Below are 18,730 nucleotides of genomic sequence, written 5' to 3'. Positions count from 1 at the left end.
TCCATTCTTCCAGGGATCCATTTTGCATTCGCTCTACGTGTTCGATTTCCTCCGCACGGTCTCCAAGCAATTGAAGGACACGCTTGAGGAGCTTCCCGAGTCGGCGTTGAACGACGGCGCCTTGGCTGAGTTATTGAAGTACCAGTTGGAGATGGGATCACACCAGGGCGTCTACGTCATCCACTACGACGGCATTCCCAAGTACGTCGGCAAGGCCAACCACGTGCGGGACAGACTGTTCCAGCATCTGACCAAGCTGCGCGGCCGGCGCGGGATCGATACCCGGCTATTGGGATACAAGACCCTGTTGCTCGACAAGAGCATGAGCACGGCGGCCAACGAGGATCTGCTCATCGCCATGTTCAGGGAGGAGCACAAGGACATGTGGAACGGCGCCGGATTTGGACCCAAGGATCCCGGCAAGGAGCGCGACACCACCAAGCCGGGAAAGTTCGACCAAAGCCATCCCATCATCGACGACTATCCGATCCAACTATCCGCCGACGAGGCGGCCACGATGGAGCTTGGCAAGCTGCTCGGCACGATGAAGGCGCAGCTGCCGTATGTGTTCCGCTACGACGTGCCGGCCGGGGAGCTGGAGCGGCAAATCAACGTCGCGGGCGTCAACCCGATCGCGCGCGACCTCCTGCAGGCCGCCGTCACCTTCCTGGGCGAGGGCTGGCGGGCGGCGATCATCAGTTATGGCATGGTGCTCTACAAGACCAACAAGCACTATCCGCATGGGGAAGAGCTGAACCCGTAGATGGTCGGGTGGCCTACGCGACGGCCAATTCCAGTGCCGTTTGCCGCGCGGCGCGCAGATGGTCGCAGACGCTCCCCGCCATCACGGACGCGAGTTGCACCGGCACCGCGTTGCCCAGCTGGCGCATGGTCTCGCTCCAGGAACCTTCGAAGATGAACGCGTCCGGGAAGGTCTGTATCCGCGCCGACTCCCGCACCGTGAAATAGCGCACCGACCCGTCCGGCCGCCGCAGCATGTTCTCCCCGCCGGGGACGCCATGGTCGCCGGCCTTGAGCGCCTTGGCGGGCTCGTCCAGCGGGCTGCCCGTGTGGCCGGCGTAGCTGCGCGCGCCCGGCTGGAACTTGTGCGCCTGCACGACCCGGCCGCGCGGATTCTCCGGATCGGGCAAGTCCGAGATCACGTCCCGCACCGTCCGCCAGGGTAGCAGTCTACGCGCGGGATCGAGGTCCAGCATGCCCTGCAATTTCTTGTCGATGCCCTCGGGCTTCGCCGGCCGCTCGCGTTTCGACACGCGATGACGCTCCCAATACTCGCCAGTGCCCCACTGCGAAATCAGCAAGCTCTCCTGGCTGTGGGAGTGACCGGGGAAGGTGAACTGGGTGTCCACATCCGCGCGGAAGCCCACGATGAAAATCCGCATCCGCTTTTGCGGCACGCCGAAATTGGCCGCGTTGACGAGGCGCCACTCAACGCGATACTCGCTGGCCGCGCCGCCGTCCTTGTGCTTGCGCAGCCGTGCCAGATGGCGCATCCATTCCTCGCCCTTGCGGGGCAAGGCGGATGGGAATTCAAGTTGCAGCAGTATGTAATTGAGGTAGTCGGAAAACGCCTCGCGCTTCAGGCCCTGGACGTTCTCGAAGACGAAGGCGCGCGGTTGCGTTTCGCGCACCGCGCGTATGGCTTGCGGGAACATGTCGCGCACGTCGAGGAAACCGCCATGTTTGCCGCCCATCGAAAATGGCTGGCAAGGCGGCCCGCCGGTGATCAGGTCGATGCCCTGGTAGGGATCGTAGCTGAACTGGCGCACATCCCCTTCCGTCACATCGGGCCAGTGCGAGATCGGGGCGACGTTGTTCTGCTTGTTGTTGCGGATGGTCTGGCACGCATGGGGATTCCACTCGACCACCGCCCGATGGGCCACGCCGTGCCCCGAAAAGCCGAGTGCCAAGCCTCCGGCACCTGCAAAAAGTTCGATTGATTGGAGCGGCATGTTGATTGTCTGTGGTTCTACGATACGGGCGTTCCGAGCTCCGCAGCCGCAGCCGATTGATGGTCGGGCAAATGGCCGGGAACCCACCTGTGGCGGCGTGCGAACAGGAGCAAACCGAGCAGTATAAAGCAAGCGTGACGGTGAATGTGGATCAGTTGAGGGATATTGTACTGTGTATTTGTACAGTATTCAATCGCGCGCCGGGGCCGGCGCAAATTCCGGTCTTTACATTGCGCATTCTCCCCTAAGATATTGAATGACCGATCGTTGATCGGCATCAGAACTTGATGTCCAAGCTGTGCTAGAGGGCTTGGCCGTCGCGAGGGGGAGTAGTGGTCGACTCTGTCACACCTGCGCTGCGCAGCGACATCATGTCGCGCATCCGGGCCAAGGATACCGGGCCGGAGATGATCGTCCGGCGCATGCTGCACAAGGCGGGATACCGTTACCGTCTGCATGTCCGGAAGCTGCCCGGCACGCCAGATCTCGTATTCCCCGCGCGTAAGAAGGTGATTTTTGTCCATGGTTGCTTTTGGCACATGCATGAGGGCTGCGAATTGGCCCGCATCCCGAAGTCGCGGGTCGAGTTCTGGACGACCAAGTTGATGGCCAATAAGGCGCGGGACGATAAGAACCTGGCCGCGCTACGGGCGGCGGGGTGGGAGGTGCTGACGATTTGGGAGTGCGAGCTGCGTCAGCCTGGGTTGCTGGAAGTGATGACGCAGTTTCTTGAGAGCGAGCCGTAGGGTTATTGAATAAGTTCGAAAACGAAGCCCTCGGATTTTGTTTTGTTCCAGGCCGACATGAAAAAGCTCGCACCCCGCACCTTCCATAAGTCCGTGGAATTGTTCTTGAATTATGACCAGCGCGTGATTCGCGTTTGCGCGTCTTCTCGTGGCAAACGGCATCGCGGGTGCATCAGCAGTTGGCTGAGTCCTGCTACAAGGTCCGTTTTGGGAACACCTTTTAGCTCCATTTGGTCCAGCAACCAGAGCAGCCCGAAAGTGTCAACGCCATGCCGCCCAGCTTCGCCGCGTAGTGCTCGGTCGCCGGAAAGCAGGGCGTGCCCTCTTCGTGTGGCGCAAACTAACGCAAAGCAGTCCGGCAAAGACAGCTTAGGTTGCGCACCGCTAATTGATTGCACAAGTTTCAGTTCTGTCGGCGTCAACTGCGCAACTTGCAGTCCTAGTGCGCGCAAGTAGGAGCCGTTATAGTCGGCCAGCTCGCGCCGATAGAGCAAATCAGGGACGACCATGGTCAAACCGCAGGAGAACGATTGCTCTAGTAGTGCTGCGCGCTCCAGGTCGACCAGCACCGACGTATCAGATACCAGGACAATCAAGGTTACCCCTCTGCTCCCATCAATCGCAGATCAAGCTCGCGGACACTAATCCTCAACAACTCGGCGGCTCGGGACTCCGAAATTGCCCCTTCTGCTACCGCACGGAAGCACAATCGCTCCATTCGCTGCGGAAGCTCTGCTGCAAGTTTATGGGGCTCTGCAGAGCCTTGCCCATTCCAGCCAAGCGCCTTGATTTGCTCGAATAGGCGGCTATAGGTGGCCTTGTTGATGATCCCAGCCTGAGCACAGCGCACTACCAATGAAGCGATGCTGACTTTGAACACCTTCTTCAGTTCGGCAAGCTCGCCAAGAGCAATTCCTGTGCGATGGCTGCCTACTAACTGTACGAGCAGTTCCGTCGGCACAAGAAAGGCGCCGGCAAACCTGTTGGCAACCTTTTCCTCGTCGATGTCGCCCATGCTGAGTACCAGGTGGGCCAGTTCATGCGCCATGGTAAAACGCTGCCGTTCACCGTTATGCAACTTGTTAACGACTACAACCGGGACTTCCGCCTTGCCGGTACGGTTAATATGTGCCTTTGATCCAGATACATGCTCAGGTAAATCCAACGATATGACTTTGATTCCACGTTCTTCAAGTAGTTCCGCCATGGACGGGATCGGAGCCACGCCCAGCTTCCAATGCCGTCGGAGCGCATCGGCAGCCCGCTCGCCATCTTCGATCTGTTGGATGTGCAAGTCGGAGTCTGTGAGAACCTGCCATTTTTCGCCTGAGTCCGGCATGAGATCTTCGAGTACGAGAAAGCGCTCCATCTGATCCAACACTGCGGCTTCGACGGCGCGTTCCTCTTTGGCGCCTGCTTGAGGCTCCTTACGGAAGTCGACTCCAGTCAGTTGAATTTCCTGCTGGCTTAGCAGATATTCCGGCGAGATCTCGAGTGCATCGGCAATCGCCAGCAAGGTTTCCGAACCGGGCATCATCTCGTCACGCTCATACTTGCCGATCGCCTGCGCCGAAACTTTACCTTGTATTGCCGCTGCCAGCTGCCGAAGCGACAGGCCCTTTGACTCGCGGGCGCGCTTCAACCGGTTTCCGATCATGATTGCCCCTGAAAATTTTTTGGTTTACACATTGACTAGTTTAATCTTAGTTTGTAAACTTGTGTACGTCAAGCTAACTGCGCAGTAACAACCATTAGTCGCTCGCCGAGAAAGGAGTACATATGTTGAAGCAAAAATAAAAAGAGGCAAGCATGGAAGCTTGCCTCTAGTGAACCCGGCATGACGCCGACTTCAGGTTTGGTCGCCTAAGAGTCTGTCTTGCCGCACTCGCTCTGTCAAGCCTCCTACGTGATTTTCTAAACCGCAGCGCCGGATTTCGGCCTGCGACGGGGAACTATTACCTATGGAGTTCAGAATGAACAGCAATGAAGAAGTTGTAGACATCGAATCCCACGGCAAAGCCGGCAAGCCGGTACCGGCGGGGAAAAAGTATCAAATCAAGGTCGACAAGCAGCATTTTACGGTCGACGTATCGGAAATGACTGGCCGTCAGATCCTGGAGCTCGCGGGGAAGGTCCCGGCCGAGCGTTTTATCCTCCAGTTGAAAAACGGGTCCAACGTTACCAAGGTCGAACTTGATCAGCCGGTCAGTTTCCTCGCCCCGGGTATTGAGCGCTTCATGACGATCCCGAACGAGGTAACGGAGGGGGAAGGGCCGCAAGGCCGTCGCCACTTCGCGCTGATGCCGGAAGACGAAGCCTACCTGGCTGCGCTGGGCTTGCAGTGGGAGGCAGTGGCGGACTGTAACGTAAATCGCGTGGTAATTCATGGTTGGCCTGCACCGCCTGGCTACAACATTTCCGCCGTGAGCGTGAACGTGCAACTGCCTGCCGGCTATCCGGATACGCAAATCGACATGGCCTACTTTCATCCACAATTGGCGCGTCTTGATGGTCGCCAGATTGGGGCGCTATCTAACGAGTCTTTTGACGGCAAGGACTGGCAACGCTGGTCCCGCCATCGCACAGGTGCCAGCGCTTGGCGCATGGGAGTTGATGGCTTGGGCACCCATATGGCCTTGGTTGACGACTGGCTGGCGGCGGAGCTGCGCAAATGAGCACGCGCCATACGTTGGCCTTGTCCGGCGCAATGCATCAGGAAATCCGGCGCCATCTGTTCCCTGGCGACGGCAAGGAGGCGGTCGTCATTGCGCTTTGCGCGGTGGCGGCCGGTTCGGCCCGGACTTCGTTCCTCGTGCAGTCGATTTATCCTGTCCCGTACGATGCTTGCCGTATCCGGGCGGTCGATAGGGTAGCCTGGACACCGGAGGCCGTGGTTCCCGCCCTAACCGAGGCTATGAATCGGACGTTGCGTGTCGTGAAAATACATAGCCATCCCAATGGCTATGAAGCCTTCTCGCTGGCAGATGATGAATCGGACCGAGCGTTCTTTGACAGCGTACTTGGCTGGCTTGACAGTGATGAACCGCAGGTGAGCGCAATTATGCTGCCGAGTGGCGAGATGTTCGGCCGCACTGTCTGGCCGGACCGTCTCGGTCCGCCATTGAGCGACATTCGCGTCGCGGGCGATGACATCTCCTTCTGGCGTCGGGTTGACGGGGAGGGTGCGGCGCCCGAGTATGCGCGCCGCGTGTGGCAAACCTTCGGCGATGATACCTATAACAAGCTACGTGGTCTGCGGATAGGCGTCGTAGGCTGCTCTGGCACCGGGAGTATTGTCGTTGAACAACTAGTGCGGAACTGCGTGGGCGAGCTCGTACTTGTCGATCCAGACAGCGTGGAAGACAAGAATCTGAACAGGATTCTCAATAGCACAATGGCCGATGCTGTTGCAGATCGCAGCAAGGTCGAAGTTCTGAGCCGAGTGATCGCGAACATAGGCCTTGGCACGGTCGTAACACCATTGCATGCAGATCTTGAGAACAGCGAGGTAGTCCAGCACCTGGCCAGCTGCGACGTGCTATTCGGCTGCATGGATTCCATTGATGGCCGGCATTTGCTGAACAAGCTAGCCAGCTTTTACGTGATTCCATTGGTTGATGTTGGCGTGCGTATCGACGCCGATGGGAAAGGCGGAATCGACCAAATCTGCGTGGCAGTCCATTATATTCAGCCTGGTGGTTCCAGCCTGCTCAGCCGAGGCGTCTATGATCAGGAGGATTTGAATGCTGCCTTCATGCGCCGTTGCAATCCTGATCAGCACGCAAAACTTCTTAAAGAGGGCTATGTTCGGAATGCACGCGTAGATCAGCCTGCGGTCATTTCAATCAATATGCAGGCGGCTTCGCTTGCAGTGAACGAACTTTTGGCGCGGCTGCATCCGTTTCGCGTCGACCCTAACCGTGAGTATGCCTACCGCCGCCAAATCCTGAGCGACCCTCCTGCGAGTGGTGACACTGCTGAAGGGATGCCCTGTCCAACGTTTGCGCGTTGGGTGGCGCTTGGCGACGTTGAGCCGCCACTTGGCCTGCAACGGCTGGCTAAGAAAGGAGCTTGAATGCGACTGCTGCGATGGGTTAAACGCAAGCTGGGTATTGCATCGAAGCTCACACTTGTTCGTTGTGAAGAACTTCCAGATCTTCGGAAGAATGACGCAATCTACGTCGTGGGATCTGATGGCGTTTTCTGGCAGGCCTGCATGTGTTGTCCTTGTGGGTGCGGAACATTTATCCAACTCCCTATGTCAAAGAACGGTCGCCCGCGATGGAGTCTGTCTGTCGATTCCGCAGGCCTTGTGTCTTTGAATCCATCGGTACGAAGGACGAATGGCTGCCAAAGTCACTTCTTTGTTAAGCGGGGGAAAGTAATTTGGTGCACCAATTAATTCAAGAGGAGTCATGGTAAAGATGAAAGAACTAGAAGGAACAAATAGCGCAGATAACGAGGACCTAAGGACGATGTTTCCCGGCTGGAGTTTCATTCATCGTCACTTCTTTGAGATTATGGCGCTGGCAATACCTGTAATCGGAATCGCCGGCTTTGCCGCTGGTACTTCCTTCCTTGACGGCTGGAATATGGCTGCCGGGATTGGCAGCAACCTGTTCCCGGTTGGTGTAAACGAGACTGTCCTGCTGGGTTTGAAACTGACCCGGCCTTGGGCTTACAGCGGCGCGCTACTTGCCGTTGCTGTCTCTTACCTCTATTTCTTAGAGATATTAACCGAATGGGAGCGGGCAAAATGGGGCCGTGAAAGTCATTGGCGGCGATGGCAAAGGGTCAAGCTTGCGAAAGCTGCGAACACAGCCCGCAAGCTTATTGGAGTTAATGATCGCCTGACTGATCCGTCCAATAAAGCGTGGAAGAAGCTTGGCCCTAGACGGCGATGGGGATCCCGGATCCCGAGTGTGAATCTAAATTCGAAGCGGTGGCACAGATTTGGTATTCGCGCACTTGCGCTTGTACTGTTTCTTTTTGCAATTGCGATGACGCTGTTCCTCCATTTTTTGTTGAAGGCCTTTATTATCGAAGAGGCACACGCCGAGGGGGTTAAGAGATACGGTCAACTCTACGTTGCAATTACCGGCAAGTTGCCCCTCAATTTTTATGCCGATCTTTCGCAAGCGGAGTTGCGGCAATTTGCTTGTGCGGGAAACGACTTCCTTTGGCACTACAGATCCGTGGACATTTTACTGGAAGACGGGCCGGTCGCCACTAAGCAGCAGGCCTACATTATCCAAAGTACGGACAAGTTATTCTTTCTTCTGGATAAAGACGGATCACGGCTACATTCCTTTGGAGATGCGCCATATAGCCTTCGGGAGAGTTCTTATCGGCCTGTGTCTGCTTGGGCTAAAACTTGCAAGAAATTAGATGCCAAGAAGTAGAAGGAAAATAAAGGGGGTGACGATCTGGCCGTGCGAGCTGCGTTAACTTGGGTTACCGGAAATGTTGACGTAATTTCTTGAGAGCGAACCGGCGAGTGATTAAGCAAGTTCGAAAACGACGCCCATAGGCTTTGCCCCGGAGTGGCTAACATAACGAACCTGCCCATGATAAACAAAGGGCGCACCTTTCCCGTCTTCCAGCTTTCCTTCCCGCACAAATAAGTGGATTTTTGTTCCTGATGCTTCGTGATTCAATATTTCAAGGCCTTTCTTGCCGCTTGGCATAGTCGAGTTCTGGCTCTGCCAGTGGAACGCCTTTTCATCGATCCAATGGTCAACATATCGGTGATCAACAGACTTTCCTTGCTTGTTGATTGTCACGAATAGAACCACCGCGTTTTTATCGGGAAGCGAAACGTGCCCAACGTTCCAGTTGCCGGGATTGAACTCCTTGCCAAACAAAGCCGGAACGTCTTCCCGCTTGAAAGATTGGCCTATTGCGAGGTCCAGCGGATCAATCACGCCTTTTAGCCGCGCCAAGGTACGCATGTCTTCCGTGGTAGGCATGTCCTCATAATCAGCGTTACTGGCGCGTAGTAAATATCCACCGTCGGGTGTTTTCAAGACCGTGCGTAAGAGATACTGGTTGCCCTCGCCAGTTTCATCCTGCCGTTCGATAGCCATCACCGTGCCGGTGATTGAGCCAGCGCGAGACGGCGTAATATGCTCCAAGAGCAGATAATCCCCGTCCTGAATGGGATGTTTTCCACCGTTCATGGAGTTGCCCGAAGCGCGCGCGATGAAGTGCCGTTCTGGGTCCAGTCGTCCATACGATGACCCGAGAGCGCGATACTCCTCGGCGTCGGCCGTTCCGGTTTTGAAATGGCCGCAAGCGATTTTGAGATTCGGGAAGAATGGAAGCTCGACGCGATCAGTCGCTTTTACGTCGCGCTTGAATAGGAGCACGTTGTCAGTGGACGCTTCATGACCGACACGGATTTCGTAAGCGGCGAGACGATAATCGACCAATTCTTGGAGCATCAAGGAAAAATTCTGCTGCAATTGCGGTTCTAGACTGAATGTCGGCTGGAATCGTTCGTTCACCAGCGCGAAGTAGGTGTCCGCCTTTACGCTGCGGTTGCCGCCGATCCAAGCGTTGATTGGATTATCGAGCCAGTAGCGATGCCAAGTGACCGTCTCGCCGTCGTCTTTTTCTCTATACGATGCCGGGACGTCCACAAGTAGTTTGCGTCGTCGTTGAAGTACAGCCCATGAGCGTGCTGCCAGCGAACGGGTCGTCGGTGGATTTGCCCAACCGTCCACCTCTTGAAACGCTTCGAGTAGTACCATCTTGAAGCTTTTCGTCATCGATGTCGTTTCCACCTCGCGCAGGAATGCCCGATGCGACGCGAGTATCGGTTGCTCGCCAGCGGCGAGATCGCCCATGGCTTCCACCAGTTGGAACCAACTGCCATAGTCGTTTCTCATCGCCTGCATGCTGGCGCCAGCCCGATAGAATTCCGCCAGCGTTGGGCGCCGGCCGAGTGTGTCCCGCATCGCCAGATATTCGTTCTTGATGCCGTCGCTATCGAGAGATTTGAGGAATTCAATCAACTGCAGATCGTAGTTGACGAAGCAGCCGTCGGGAAGCTGCCGTTGTTTCGCTTCGATTTCACGCGCGAACTTCGCCAATTGCTTGTAGCTAGCGTCAACGCCAAATAGCGCCTGTGGCTTGTGCAGGAAGCTTTTGTGGTTGCCGATGAAATCCAGTACGACCAATTTATCCTTGCCGTCGCTCTTGCGCAGGCCGCGTCCTAGTTGCTGAAGGAACAGGATCTTGGATTCTGTCGGGCGCAGCATCATCACCGTGTCGATTTCAGGCAGGTCGACGCCTTCGTTGAAAAGGTCGACAGAGAAGATGACAGCGAGACGGCCGTCGCGTAATTGCTCCAATGCGTCAGCACGGCTGAGTGGCGAGCCGGCATAGACTGCCGCGCAAGCGACACCAGCCTTGGAAAACTGCCCGGCCATGAACACCGCGTGGGCGATCGACACGCAAAATGCGAGCGTTCGTTCTTGCTTGTGCTGTTTCCATTGCGTTAGCGCGTGCTTTGCGCGGCTCAGTGTCGCCAGCTTGTTAGATAAGTGTTCCTGGTCGAATCGCCCGCTACGCCAAGGTATTTCGCTGTAGTTGACTGATTCGTCGAAGATCCCGAAGTAGTGGAACGGAACCAGTAGTTGCGCGTTTATGCCCTCGAACAGACCGCGATTAAATACAAGGTTGTCATCACAGAGGGAAAGAATGTCGGATTGGTCCGACCGATCTGGTGTGGCCGTCAGCCCAAGCAAGAAGCGTGGCGAGAAATACGCCAAAAGGCGCCGATATGTCGCGGCGGAGGCATGATGGAATTCGTCGATGACGATATAGTCGAAATGGTCAGCCGGGAATCGTTCTAAATGGGCGTTCTTGCTGAGGGTCTGAACGGATGCGCAGAGGATGTCCACTTCCGTATCGCGGTTCTGCCCGATGTAGTAACCCACCCGCGCGCGTGGTCGGATTCTCAGGAACGTTGCGGCGGCTTGATTCAAAATCTCTTCGCGATGGGCGACGAACAGAACACGCCGAGCGCCAAATTGTTCTGCGTCGAAAGCGGCTAGCCAAGTCTTACCGAGGCCGGTCGCCAGCACGACCAAGCCACGACCAAAACCCTCGTCCCGCGTTTCCGAGAGCGCGGACAGAGCGCTGGTTTGAATTTCAGTCGGTACTGGTGGAGGCTCTTGTTCTTGGCTGCCGGGGGCGACAGCGCGCGGCAAGGGGACTCGGCGGGACTCGTATTGCGCTATCCAGGAATCCGTCAGTGGAATGCTGCGTGGATGGGAAAAAAGTTCCTCGAAACGAGAGCGGGCTTCGAGAAAGCCATTATCGCCTGGATAGTCGATACGATAATTCCACTCCAGGCCGTTTTGCAGTGCTTGTCTGCTGATATTGCTGGAGCCTATAAACGCGGTGCCGCTTGATCCATTGGCCCCAGCGAAGCGGGTGAACAGGTAGGCTTTCAAGTGGAAGCTGGTACCGGCCGATTCATACACCTTGACCTGGGCCCCTTGTTCTTGGAGCAGCATGAGCAGGCGTAAGGCTTCAGGGTCGGTGACGTCGAGATAATCGCTGGTGAGGAAGCGCACCCGTGCTGGCGCCAGCTTTTGGTCTTTGTCGCCTTTCAATGCGCTTTGGAGATCGGGGAGCAGCAAGCGCAAGCCAGTCGTTTTCACGAACGCCACCGCCATTTCTATATCTGAAGCGCGATTGATCGCCGTGCTGATATGCGGTAAGAACGGATCGTTGCCGCCAGTGACTAAGCGACTATTCTTGATCCTATCGCGGAAGACGATCGCGTTCAGCCATTGCTCGCTTCGACCGGGCCGCGCATCCGCCGACACCCAATATTCTGCGTTTTCGAAATCAGGAAGCGCGCTTAACCAGCCATGAAGTTGGTCTTCGTTTACGTCAGTGAAATGGCGGCCATCTTGGACACGTTCACCGACACCCAGCTTGAAGCTCAAATAGAATGTGCCACCCGGCTTGAGCGCATCCCAAAGTCGAGCCAAGGCGGCTGGTATGTCATCCTGCGGCAGATGTAGCAGGCTCGCACATGCCCATATGCCGTCGTAGCAGGATTGCTCGTTTAATTCCGAAAAGCTTCGGACGGCGACATCGATGCCAATGTGCTCCGATGCCAGAAGTGCCAGCTCCGCCGACCCGTCGAACGCCGAAACACGGTATCCCTTTGCGAGAAATGCTTTCGCATCCCTACCCGAGCCGCAACCCGCGTCTAAAATTGTGCCGCCGGGGCATACCCTAGAAAGGAAGCGGTCATGCAGGACAGACATATCGACATCAACGGTGTTGGCGTAGAATCGCGCCGCATTTTGGTTGTAATAGGCTAGCGTCGTGGTCATGTCTGCGCAAATGGGGATCGTTGTTATTGCATTTTTAAATATGCCTTTTGCATAGTATGTCCAAAAAGCAAAAAAGCCAACCGCGAACGGTTGGCTTCCTCATGCGATATGCGCTGGCGACGATTTACACGTCGATGTTGCCCGCCCGCAGCGCATTCGTCTCAATAAACGCCCGGCGCGGTTCCACATCATCGCCCATCAGCGTGGTGAAGATCTGATCGGCCGCGATGGCGTCCTCGATCTGCACCTTGAGCAAGCGGCGCACGGTCGGGTCCATGGTGGTTTCCCACAGCTGTTCCGGATTCATCTCGCCCAGACCTTTGTAGCGCTGCTTGGACACGACGCGTTCCGCCTCGTCGCGCAGCCACTGCATGGCGTGGTGGAAGTCCGTCACGGCCGATTCCTTGGTGCGCTCGCCTTCGCCGCGGCGCACGACGGCGCCTTCGCCGATCAGGCCGGAGAAGGTGCTGGCGGCGTTGGCCAGCACGGCGTAGTCGGCGCCCTGCACGAAGTCGGCGTCGATTGCGCTGACCTTCACGTTGCCGTGGTGCATGCGCTCGATCCACAGCATGTGCTTCTCCGACAGTTCGTCCGAGCGTACCGTCACTTTCACGCCCAGGTCGCCGATGCCGTCGGTCAGCGCGCGGGCCGACCCTTCGGCCGCTTCCAGCGAGCTCAGGTCCAGCGTCACGCCGGTCATGATGGCGCTCAGCGCGGCGCGGTCGATCACGCGCGTCAGGCGCGTCATGATGGCGTTGGCCAGGTTGAACTTGCGCACCAGCTCGGCCAGCGGTTCGCCGGTGATCGGGTCGGCGCCTTCGCGCGGGGTCAGCACGGCCGTGTTGAGGGCCACGCTCATCATGTAGCTCGCTTCCTCCAGGTCGTCCTTCAGGTAGCGCTCGTCGCGGCCGGCCTTGACCTTGTACAGCGGCGGCTGGGCGATGTAGATGTGGCCCCGTTCCACCAGTTCCGGCATCTGGCGGTAGAACAGCGTCAGCAGCAGGGTGCGGATGTGGGCGCCGTCGACGTCCGCATCGGTCATGATGATGATGCGGTGGTAGCGCAGTTTTTCGACGTTGAATTCGTCCGGTCCGATCGAGGTGCCCAGCGTGGCGATCAGCGTGGTGATCTGCTCGGACGACAGCATCTTCTCAAAGCGGGCCTTTTCCACGTTCAGCACCTTACCGCGCAGCGGCAGGATGGCCTGGAACTTGCGGTCGCGGCCTTGCTTGGCCGAGCCGCCTGCGGAGTCACCCTCGACCACGTACAGTTCGCACAGGGCCGGGTCTTTTTCCTGGCAGTCGGCCAGCTTGGCCGACAGGCCCAGGCCGTCCATCACGCCTTTGCGGCGGGTCAGGTCGCGCGCCTTGCGGGCCGCTTCGCGCGCGCGCGCCGCTTCCACGATCTTGCCGCAGATGATCTTGGCGTCGTTCGGCTTTTCCATCAGGTAGTCGGCCAGCGTCTTGGCCACGATCTCTTCGACCGGGCCGCGCACTTCGGACGACACCAGCTTGTCCTTGGTCTGCGACGAGAATTTCGGCTCAGGTACTTTCACCGACAGCACGCAGGTCAGGCCTTCGCGCATGTCGTCGCCGGAGATCTCCACCTTGGCCTTCTTGGCGAATTCCTGCTCGTCGATGTATTTGTTGATCACGCGCGTCATGGCCGCGCGCAGGCCGGTCAGGTGGGTGCCGCCGTCGCGCTGCGGGATGTTGTTGGTGAAGCACAGCACCTGTTCGTTGTAGGCGTCGTTCCACTGCATGGAGACGTCGACCGTGATGTTGGTGCCCTGGTCGGACACGCGCTCGCCGGTGGCCTGGAACACGGTCGGGTGCAGCACGGTCTTGGCTTTGTTGATGTATTCGACGAAGCCGCGGGTGCCGCCTTCGAACGCGAAGATCTCTTCCTTGCCGGTGCGCTGGTCGGTCAGCTTGATGTTGACGCCGTTATTGAGGAACGACAGTTCGCGGATGCGCTTGGCCAGGATCTCGTAGTGGAATTCGACGTGGGTGAAGATCTCCTCGTCGGCCCAGAAGTGGACGTCGGTGCCGCGCTTGTCGGTCTCGCCGATCACCTTGATGGGCGAGACGGCGATGCCGTCCACGTTGTCCAGTTCGCGGTTCTGCGGCACGCCGCGCGCGAACTCCATGAAGTGGATCTTGCCGTCGCGGCGGATGGTCAGCTTGAGGCACTTGGACAGCGCGTTCACGCACGATACACCCACGCCGTGCAGGCCGCCCGACACCTTGTACGAGTTCTGGTCGAACTTGCCGCCGGCGTGCAGCTCGGTCATCACGATCTCGGCCGCGCTGCGTTTCGGGTCGTGCTTGTCGTCCATCTTCAGGCCGGTCGGCACGCCGCGGCCGTTGTCGGTGATGGAGATCGAGTTGTCCGAGTGGATGGTGACGTGGATCTCGGTGCAGTGGCCTGCCAGCGATTCGTCGATCGAGTTGTCCAGCACTTCGAACACCAGGTGGTGCAGGCCGGTGCCGTCCGAAGTGTCGCCGATGTACATGCCGGGACGTTTGCGCACCGCCTCCAGACCTTCCAGGATCTGGATGGAGGCGGCGCCGTATTCTTCGGTCTTGACCGGAACTGGGTTCTCTTGGGTGCTATCGGACATGGACTGCTTTCTCAAATAACGAATTGCTGGAATGACTGGTTGAACCGCGGCGCCGCTTAGATCCGCATCGGCATGACGACGTACTTGAAGTCGGCGTTGTCCGGGATCGAGATCAGGGCCGACGAGTTGGAGTCGCCCAGCGCGATGTTGACGTAGTCGCACTTCAGGTTGTTGAGCACGTCGAGCAGGTAGGTGACGTTGAAGCCGATGTCCACGCTGTCGCCGCCGTAGTCGATTTCCAGTTCTTCCACCGCCTCTTCCTGGTCGGCGTTGGTGGAGCTGATCTTCATGCTGCCGGGCGTGATGATGCAGCGCACGCCCTTGAATTTGTCGCTGGTCATGATGGCGGCCCGCTGCAGCGAGCGCAGCAGCTCATCGCGGCCGATCGTGAACTCGTTGTGGTAGCCCTTGGGGATCACGCGCGTGTAGTCGGGGAACTTGCCCTCCACCAGCTTGGAGATCAGCTCGATGTCGGCGAAGGTCAGCTTGACCTGGTTGGCCGCGATGTCGAGCTGCACCGCGTCGTCGCTCTCTTCGAGCAGGCGCTGCAGTTCGATGATGGTCTTGCGCGGGATGATCACTTCCTGGCGCTCGAAGCGCTGCTCGGTCTCCACCTGGCAGAACGCCAGGCGGTGGCCGTCGGTGGCCACGGCGATCACGTTGTTGCCGTCCAAAACCAGCAGCAGGCCGTTCAGGTAGTAGCGGATGTCCTGCTGGGCCATCGAGAAGTGCACCATGTTGAACAGGTGCTTGAGCGTCTTTTGCGGCAGCGTGACGGTGGCGTTGTAGCTGTCGGCCTGCTGCACGGTGGGGAATTCCTCGGCGGCCAGCGTTTGCAGCGCGAAGCGCGATTTGCCGGTTTGTACCGTCAGGCGCTTGTTCACCAGCGTCATGGTCACGTCGCCCGATTCGGGCAGCGCGCGCAGGATGTCGAGCAGCTTGCGCGCCGCCACCGTGGTGCCCGTCACCTCGGCGCCCGAACCGATGTCGGCGTGGGTGGTGATCTGCACTTCCGTGTCGGTCGACAGGAACGACACGCTTTCGCCTTCTTTGCGGATGAGGATATTGGCCAGAATCGGCATGGTGTGCCGACGCTCGACAATACCGCTCACGATCTGCAGTGGCCGGAGAAGCGTATCTCGGGTGGTTTTGACCAATTGCATATTTATCCTCGAAAGTAAAATTTAACGATACAACTTTAACAATTCCGCCTGTTGGGCGGTTTGCTGGTTTGCCAGAATCATAATGCAAAACGCCGGGACGGAAAAATCGGGAGCGCTCCCCAATTTCTTAGCCCTTCAACGTCTGCTCCAGCACGTGCAATTCGTGGTTGCATTCCGGGTTCTTGGTGCGGTCGAGCGCGATCTTGCGCACCGCGTGCAGCACCGTGGTGTGGTCGCGCCCGCCGAACAGCTCGCCGATCTCGGGCAGGCTCTTTTGCGTCAGCTCCTTGGCCAGGTACATGGCGATCTGGCGCGGCCGCGCGATGTTGGCCGGCCGGCGCTTGGAGTACATGTCGGCCACCTTGATGTTGAAGAAGTCGGCCACCGTCTTCTGGATGTTCTCCACCGAGATCTGGCGGTTCTGCACCGACAGCAGATCCTTCAGCGCTTCCTTGACGATGTCGATCGTGATGTCCTTGCCGTGGAAGCGCGAGTACGCCAGGATCTTGCGCAGCGCGCCTTCCAGTTCGCGCACGTTCGAGCGCAGGTGCTTGGCCACGAAGAAGGCCACGTCGTCCGAGAACGTCACCCCTTCCTGCTTGGCCTTCTTGAGCAGAATCGCGACCCGCATCTCCAGCTCCGGCGGTTCGATGGCCACCGTCAGGCCCGAGTCGAAGCGCGAGATCAGGCGGTCGTCCATGCCCGTGATCTCTTTCGGATAGGTGTCGCTGGTGATGATGATCTGCTTTTTCGCCGCGATCAGCGCCTCGAACGCGTAGAAGAATTCCTCCTGCGTGCGGCTCTTGCCGCCGAAGAACTGGATATCGTCGATCAGCAGCATGTCGAGCGAATGGTAGTAGTGCTTGAAGTCGTCGAAGCCCTTGCGCTGGTAGGCCGTCACCACGTCGCGCACGTACTGCTCGGCGTGGATGTAGCGGATCTTGGCGCCCGGCTGGTCGGCCATCACCTGGTTGCCGATCGCGTGGATCAAGTGGGTCTTACCGAGGCCCACGCCGCCGTAGAAGAACAGCGGGTTGTACGACACGCCCGGGTTGTTGGCCACCTGGATCGCGGCCGCGCGCGCCAGCTGGTTGGCCTTACCGGTCACGAAGCTGTCGAAGGTCAGGTCGGTGTTGATGCGGCTTTGCTCGCGCCGTGGCGCGGCGCTGGCCGGCAGCTCGGGCACGCTGGGCACGGGGTCGGCCATGCGGGCGTTGCCGCTGGGGACGCCGCCGTTGGCGTCCGGCACCGGCGCCACCGTGGCCGCCTTCTTGGGCGCGGACAGGCGCGGATCGAGCACGAACTGCACCTCCGTCGGCGCTTCCCAGTACTGGCAGGCCAGCGCCGTGATGCGGCTGGCGAACTGGGTCTTGACCCAATCGAGCTTGAAACGATTGGGCGCGGCCACGCGCAGCTTGCCCGCCTCGTAATCGAGGGGGATAAGCGGTTTTATCCACGCACTGAATTGTTGCGGCGTCAGCTCCAGTTCCAACTGCGCGGAACAGGTCTGCCAGAAATTTTCCATGAATCGTCTACTGTGAAAAGGTGTGGGAGGGCGTCTCGAAACTGCCCCGGTGCCGCATCCGGACCAGGGCCGTTTACGCCAGGGCTCGCCACACGTAACGCGCTATTCTACTCTCGCCGGCCAAAGTTATCCACAGGCACGACGCTTATTTTAACGATGCGTTCGTGCTGCGGCGCGGCGGCCGGCGCCGTCGCGGGCCAGAGAAGTGTTGACACGCGGGATCGAAATGTTGATAATTCAGGGTTCCCCGCCCGTATTCCGTGTTTATTCACTTGAACGACAATATGGAGTAAGCGTGGATATCAGCGGGCGATGAGATGGACCCAGCTTGTGCCGTGGCAGTTGGCATAGGTGCGCGAAATGTCATTGGCACCAAAAACTGACGGGACGTCAGACCCGATTTTGCATTTTTTTTGCTTTTTAGCGAGACCAACATGAAACGTACTTACCAACCTTCCGTCGTTCGCCGCAAGCGTACGCACGGCTTCCGCGCTCGTATGGCTACCCGTGGTGGCCGTGATGTGCTCAACGCACGCCGCGCAAAAGGCCGCAAGCGTCTGGCTGTCTAAGCCTGAAGCTTGTTAGCTGATCGCGTGGAAAGCTGTATTTCAAGCGGCTCGACAGGCGAAGGTTCACACGACTTCGCGCGCGTTCGGCGTATCGTTAAAACGGATGAATTTTCATCCGTTTTTCGTTTGCGCCCGGCGCAAAAGACGGCGCACTTCGTGCTGTACACCCGCCTGAACCAATTGCCGCATGCGCGGCTGGGCGTCGTGGTGGCCAAGCGATTCGCGCCGCGCGCCGTCACGCGCAACACGATCAAGCGCGTCACGCGCGAACTGTTCCGCGTGACCGGCTTGCCGGCCATCGACTGCGTCGTGCGCCTGGCCAAGCCGGTCAACAGCAAGGATGGTCCCGCCACCACTGCAAAGCTCAAAGCGGCCTTGCGGGTGGAATTGGCGCGTCTGTTCGCGTCGCAGGCCAAACAGGGCCAGGGCCGGACCGCATCCACACCGGCGCCGGCGCCGCTGCCTGTGCCACCCAGCGTGGAACCGGGTGCGCCATGAGCACCTTGCTGCGCTGGCTGGTCCGGGCCTATCAGCTCACCATCAGCCCCATGCTGGGGCCGCGCTGCCGTTTTTACCCAAGCTGTTCGAACTACGCGCTGGAGGCACTGCAAGTGCATGGCGCCGCGCGCGGCAGCCTGCTCACCGTCAAGCGCCTGTGCCGCTGCCACCCGTGGCATGCGGGCGGCCACGACCCGGTGCCGCCCAAGGGCGAGGCACCGGATGACTCCTCAACGACCGCTTGCGGTTGCAACCACTCCTGACAAATACCGTA

The 18,730-nt window shown here is 58.5% G+C and carries 16 protein-coding genes; 9 read left to right on the top strand and 7 right to left on the bottom strand.

The features are described 5' to 3' along the window. The first annotated feature begins 22 nt into the window (after nucleotides 1–22). Entirely contained in the window at nucleotides 23–763 is a 741-nt protein-coding gene (locus AC1RQG_RS20215; protein WP_493133968.1) for a GIY-YIG nuclease family protein, read from the top strand. A 13-nt stretch (nucleotides 764–776) separates the two neighbouring features. Here AC1RQG_RS20215 and AC1RQG_RS20210 read toward each other — a convergent pair whose 3' ends face one another. After that, the gene (locus AC1RQG_RS20210; RefSeq protein ID WP_493133966.1) at nucleotides 777–1,973 is read right to left on the bottom strand and encodes a DNA cytosine methyltransferase; all 1,197 of its coding nucleotides are present in this window, start codon (nucleotides 1,971–1,973) and stop codon (nucleotides 777–779) included. A 332-nt stretch (nucleotides 1,974–2,305) separates the two neighbouring features. Here AC1RQG_RS20210 and AC1RQG_RS20205 point away from each other — a divergent pair, with 332 nt between their 5' ends. Next, nucleotides 2,306–2,719, top strand: coding sequence for a very short patch repair endonuclease (locus AC1RQG_RS20205; protein ID WP_493133965.1), 414 nt, complete (start codon nucleotides 2,306–2,308; stop codon nucleotides 2,717–2,719). A gap of 110 nt (nucleotides 2,720–2,829) precedes the next feature. Here the strand turns inward: AC1RQG_RS20205 and AC1RQG_RS20200 are convergent, their stop codons facing one another. Together AC1RQG_RS20200 and AC1RQG_RS20195 are read right to left on the bottom strand one after the other, a co-directional pair. After that, complete coding sequence (locus AC1RQG_RS20200) at nucleotides 2,830–3,315, bottom strand: PIN domain-containing protein (protein WP_493133964.1); 486 nt, start codon at nucleotides 3,313–3,315, stop codon at nucleotides 2,830–2,832. A gap of 2 nt (nucleotides 3,316–3,317) precedes the next feature. After that, on the bottom strand, nucleotides 3,318–4,376 hold the full coding sequence (locus AC1RQG_RS20195) for a helix-turn-helix domain-containing protein (protein ID WP_493133962.1): 1,059 nt from the start codon (nucleotides 4,374–4,376) through the stop codon (nucleotides 3,318–3,320). 316 nt (nucleotides 4,377–4,692) lie between these two features. Between AC1RQG_RS20195 and AC1RQG_RS20190 the strand changes: the two genes are divergently transcribed. The 4 genes from AC1RQG_RS20190 to AC1RQG_RS20175 are packed head-to-tail and all read left to right on the top strand — an operon-like array spanning nucleotide 4,693 to nucleotide 8,121. After that, nucleotides 4,693–5,394, top strand: coding sequence for a multiubiquitin domain-containing protein (locus AC1RQG_RS20190; protein ID WP_493133961.1), 702 nt, complete (start codon nucleotides 4,693–4,695; stop codon nucleotides 5,392–5,394). Further along, nucleotides 5,391–6,794 carry a ThiF family adenylyltransferase gene (locus tag AC1RQG_RS20185; RefSeq protein WP_493133959.1) on the top strand — a complete coding sequence of 468 codons (1,404 nt, stop codon included), beginning with the start codon at nucleotides 5,391–5,393 and terminating at the stop codon, nucleotides 6,792–6,794. Before AC1RQG_RS20190 ends, AC1RQG_RS20185 begins: the two co-directional genes overlap by 4 nt. Beyond that, nucleotides 6,795–7,121 carry a ubiquitination-like system serine protease family protein gene (locus AC1RQG_RS20180; RefSeq protein WP_493133958.1) on the top strand — a complete coding sequence of 109 codons (327 nt, stop codon included), beginning with the start codon at nucleotides 6,795–6,797 and terminating at the stop codon, nucleotides 7,119–7,121. It begins immediately after the preceding gene. A gap of 22 nt (nucleotides 7,122–7,143) precedes the next feature. After that, nucleotides 7,144–8,121 (top strand): hypothetical protein, encoded by a 978-nt coding sequence (locus tag AC1RQG_RS20175; protein WP_493133957.1) that lies wholly within the window; start codon nucleotides 7,144–7,146, stop codon nucleotides 8,119–8,121. 99 nt (nucleotides 8,122–8,220) lie between these two features. Here the strand turns inward: AC1RQG_RS20175 and AC1RQG_RS20170 are convergent, their stop codons facing one another. The 4 genes from AC1RQG_RS20170 to dnaA form a co-directional block, all read right to left on the bottom strand. Then, nucleotides 8,221–12,078 carry a DUF3427 domain-containing protein gene (locus tag AC1RQG_RS20170; RefSeq protein ID WP_493133956.1) on the bottom strand — a complete coding sequence of 1,286 codons (3,858 nt, stop codon included), beginning with the start codon at nucleotides 12,076–12,078 and terminating at the stop codon, nucleotides 8,221–8,223. A 124-nt stretch (nucleotides 12,079–12,202) separates the two neighbouring features. Next, nucleotides 12,203–14,701, bottom strand: a complete 2,499-nt coding sequence (gyrB, locus tag AC1RQG_RS20165) for a DNA topoisomerase (ATP-hydrolyzing) subunit B (RefSeq protein ID WP_493133954.1) — start codon at nucleotides 14,699–14,701, stop codon at nucleotides 12,203–12,205. Nucleotides 14,702–14,757: 56 nt separating this feature from the next. Continuing rightward, entirely contained in the window at nucleotides 14,758–15,864 is a 1,107-nt protein-coding gene (dnaN, locus tag AC1RQG_RS20160) for a DNA polymerase III subunit beta (RefSeq protein ID WP_493133952.1), read from the bottom strand. 127 nt (nucleotides 15,865–15,991) lie between these two features. Then, the gene (dnaA, locus tag AC1RQG_RS20155; protein WP_182151885.1) at nucleotides 15,992–17,389 is read right to left on the bottom strand and encodes a chromosomal replication initiator protein DnaA; all 1,398 of its coding nucleotides are present in this window, start codon (nucleotides 17,387–17,389) and stop codon (nucleotides 15,992–15,994) included. Between the two features lie 434 nt (nucleotides 17,390–17,823). Here dnaA and rpmH point away from each other — a divergent pair, with 434 nt between their 5' ends. The 3 genes from rpmH (at nucleotide 17,824) to yidD (ending at nucleotide 18,719) form a co-directional block, all read left to right on the top strand. Further along, a complete protein-coding gene (rpmH, locus tag AC1RQG_RS20150) occupies nucleotides 17,824–17,958 on the top strand; it encodes a 50S ribosomal protein L34 (RefSeq protein ID WP_010401996.1) in 135 nt (44 codons plus the stop codon). A 126-nt stretch (nucleotides 17,959–18,084) separates the two neighbouring features. Next, nucleotides 18,085–18,456, top strand: a complete 372-nt coding sequence (gene rnpA, locus AC1RQG_RS20145) for a ribonuclease P protein component (protein WP_493133950.1) — start codon at nucleotides 18,085–18,087, stop codon at nucleotides 18,454–18,456. Further along, nucleotides 18,453–18,719 (top strand): membrane protein insertion efficiency factor YidD, encoded by a 267-nt coding sequence (gene yidD / locus AC1RQG_RS20140; RefSeq protein WP_493133948.1) that lies wholly within the window; start codon nucleotides 18,453–18,455, stop codon nucleotides 18,717–18,719. Before rnpA ends, yidD begins: the two co-directional genes overlap by 4 nt. Nucleotides 18,720–18,730 lie beyond the last annotated feature (11 nt).

The organism is Rugamonas sp. GW822-FHT03B10 (assembly GCF_058801745.1).
Note: the sequence above shows the minus strand (reverse complement) of the source record. Positions and strands in the feature narration are given on the sequence as shown.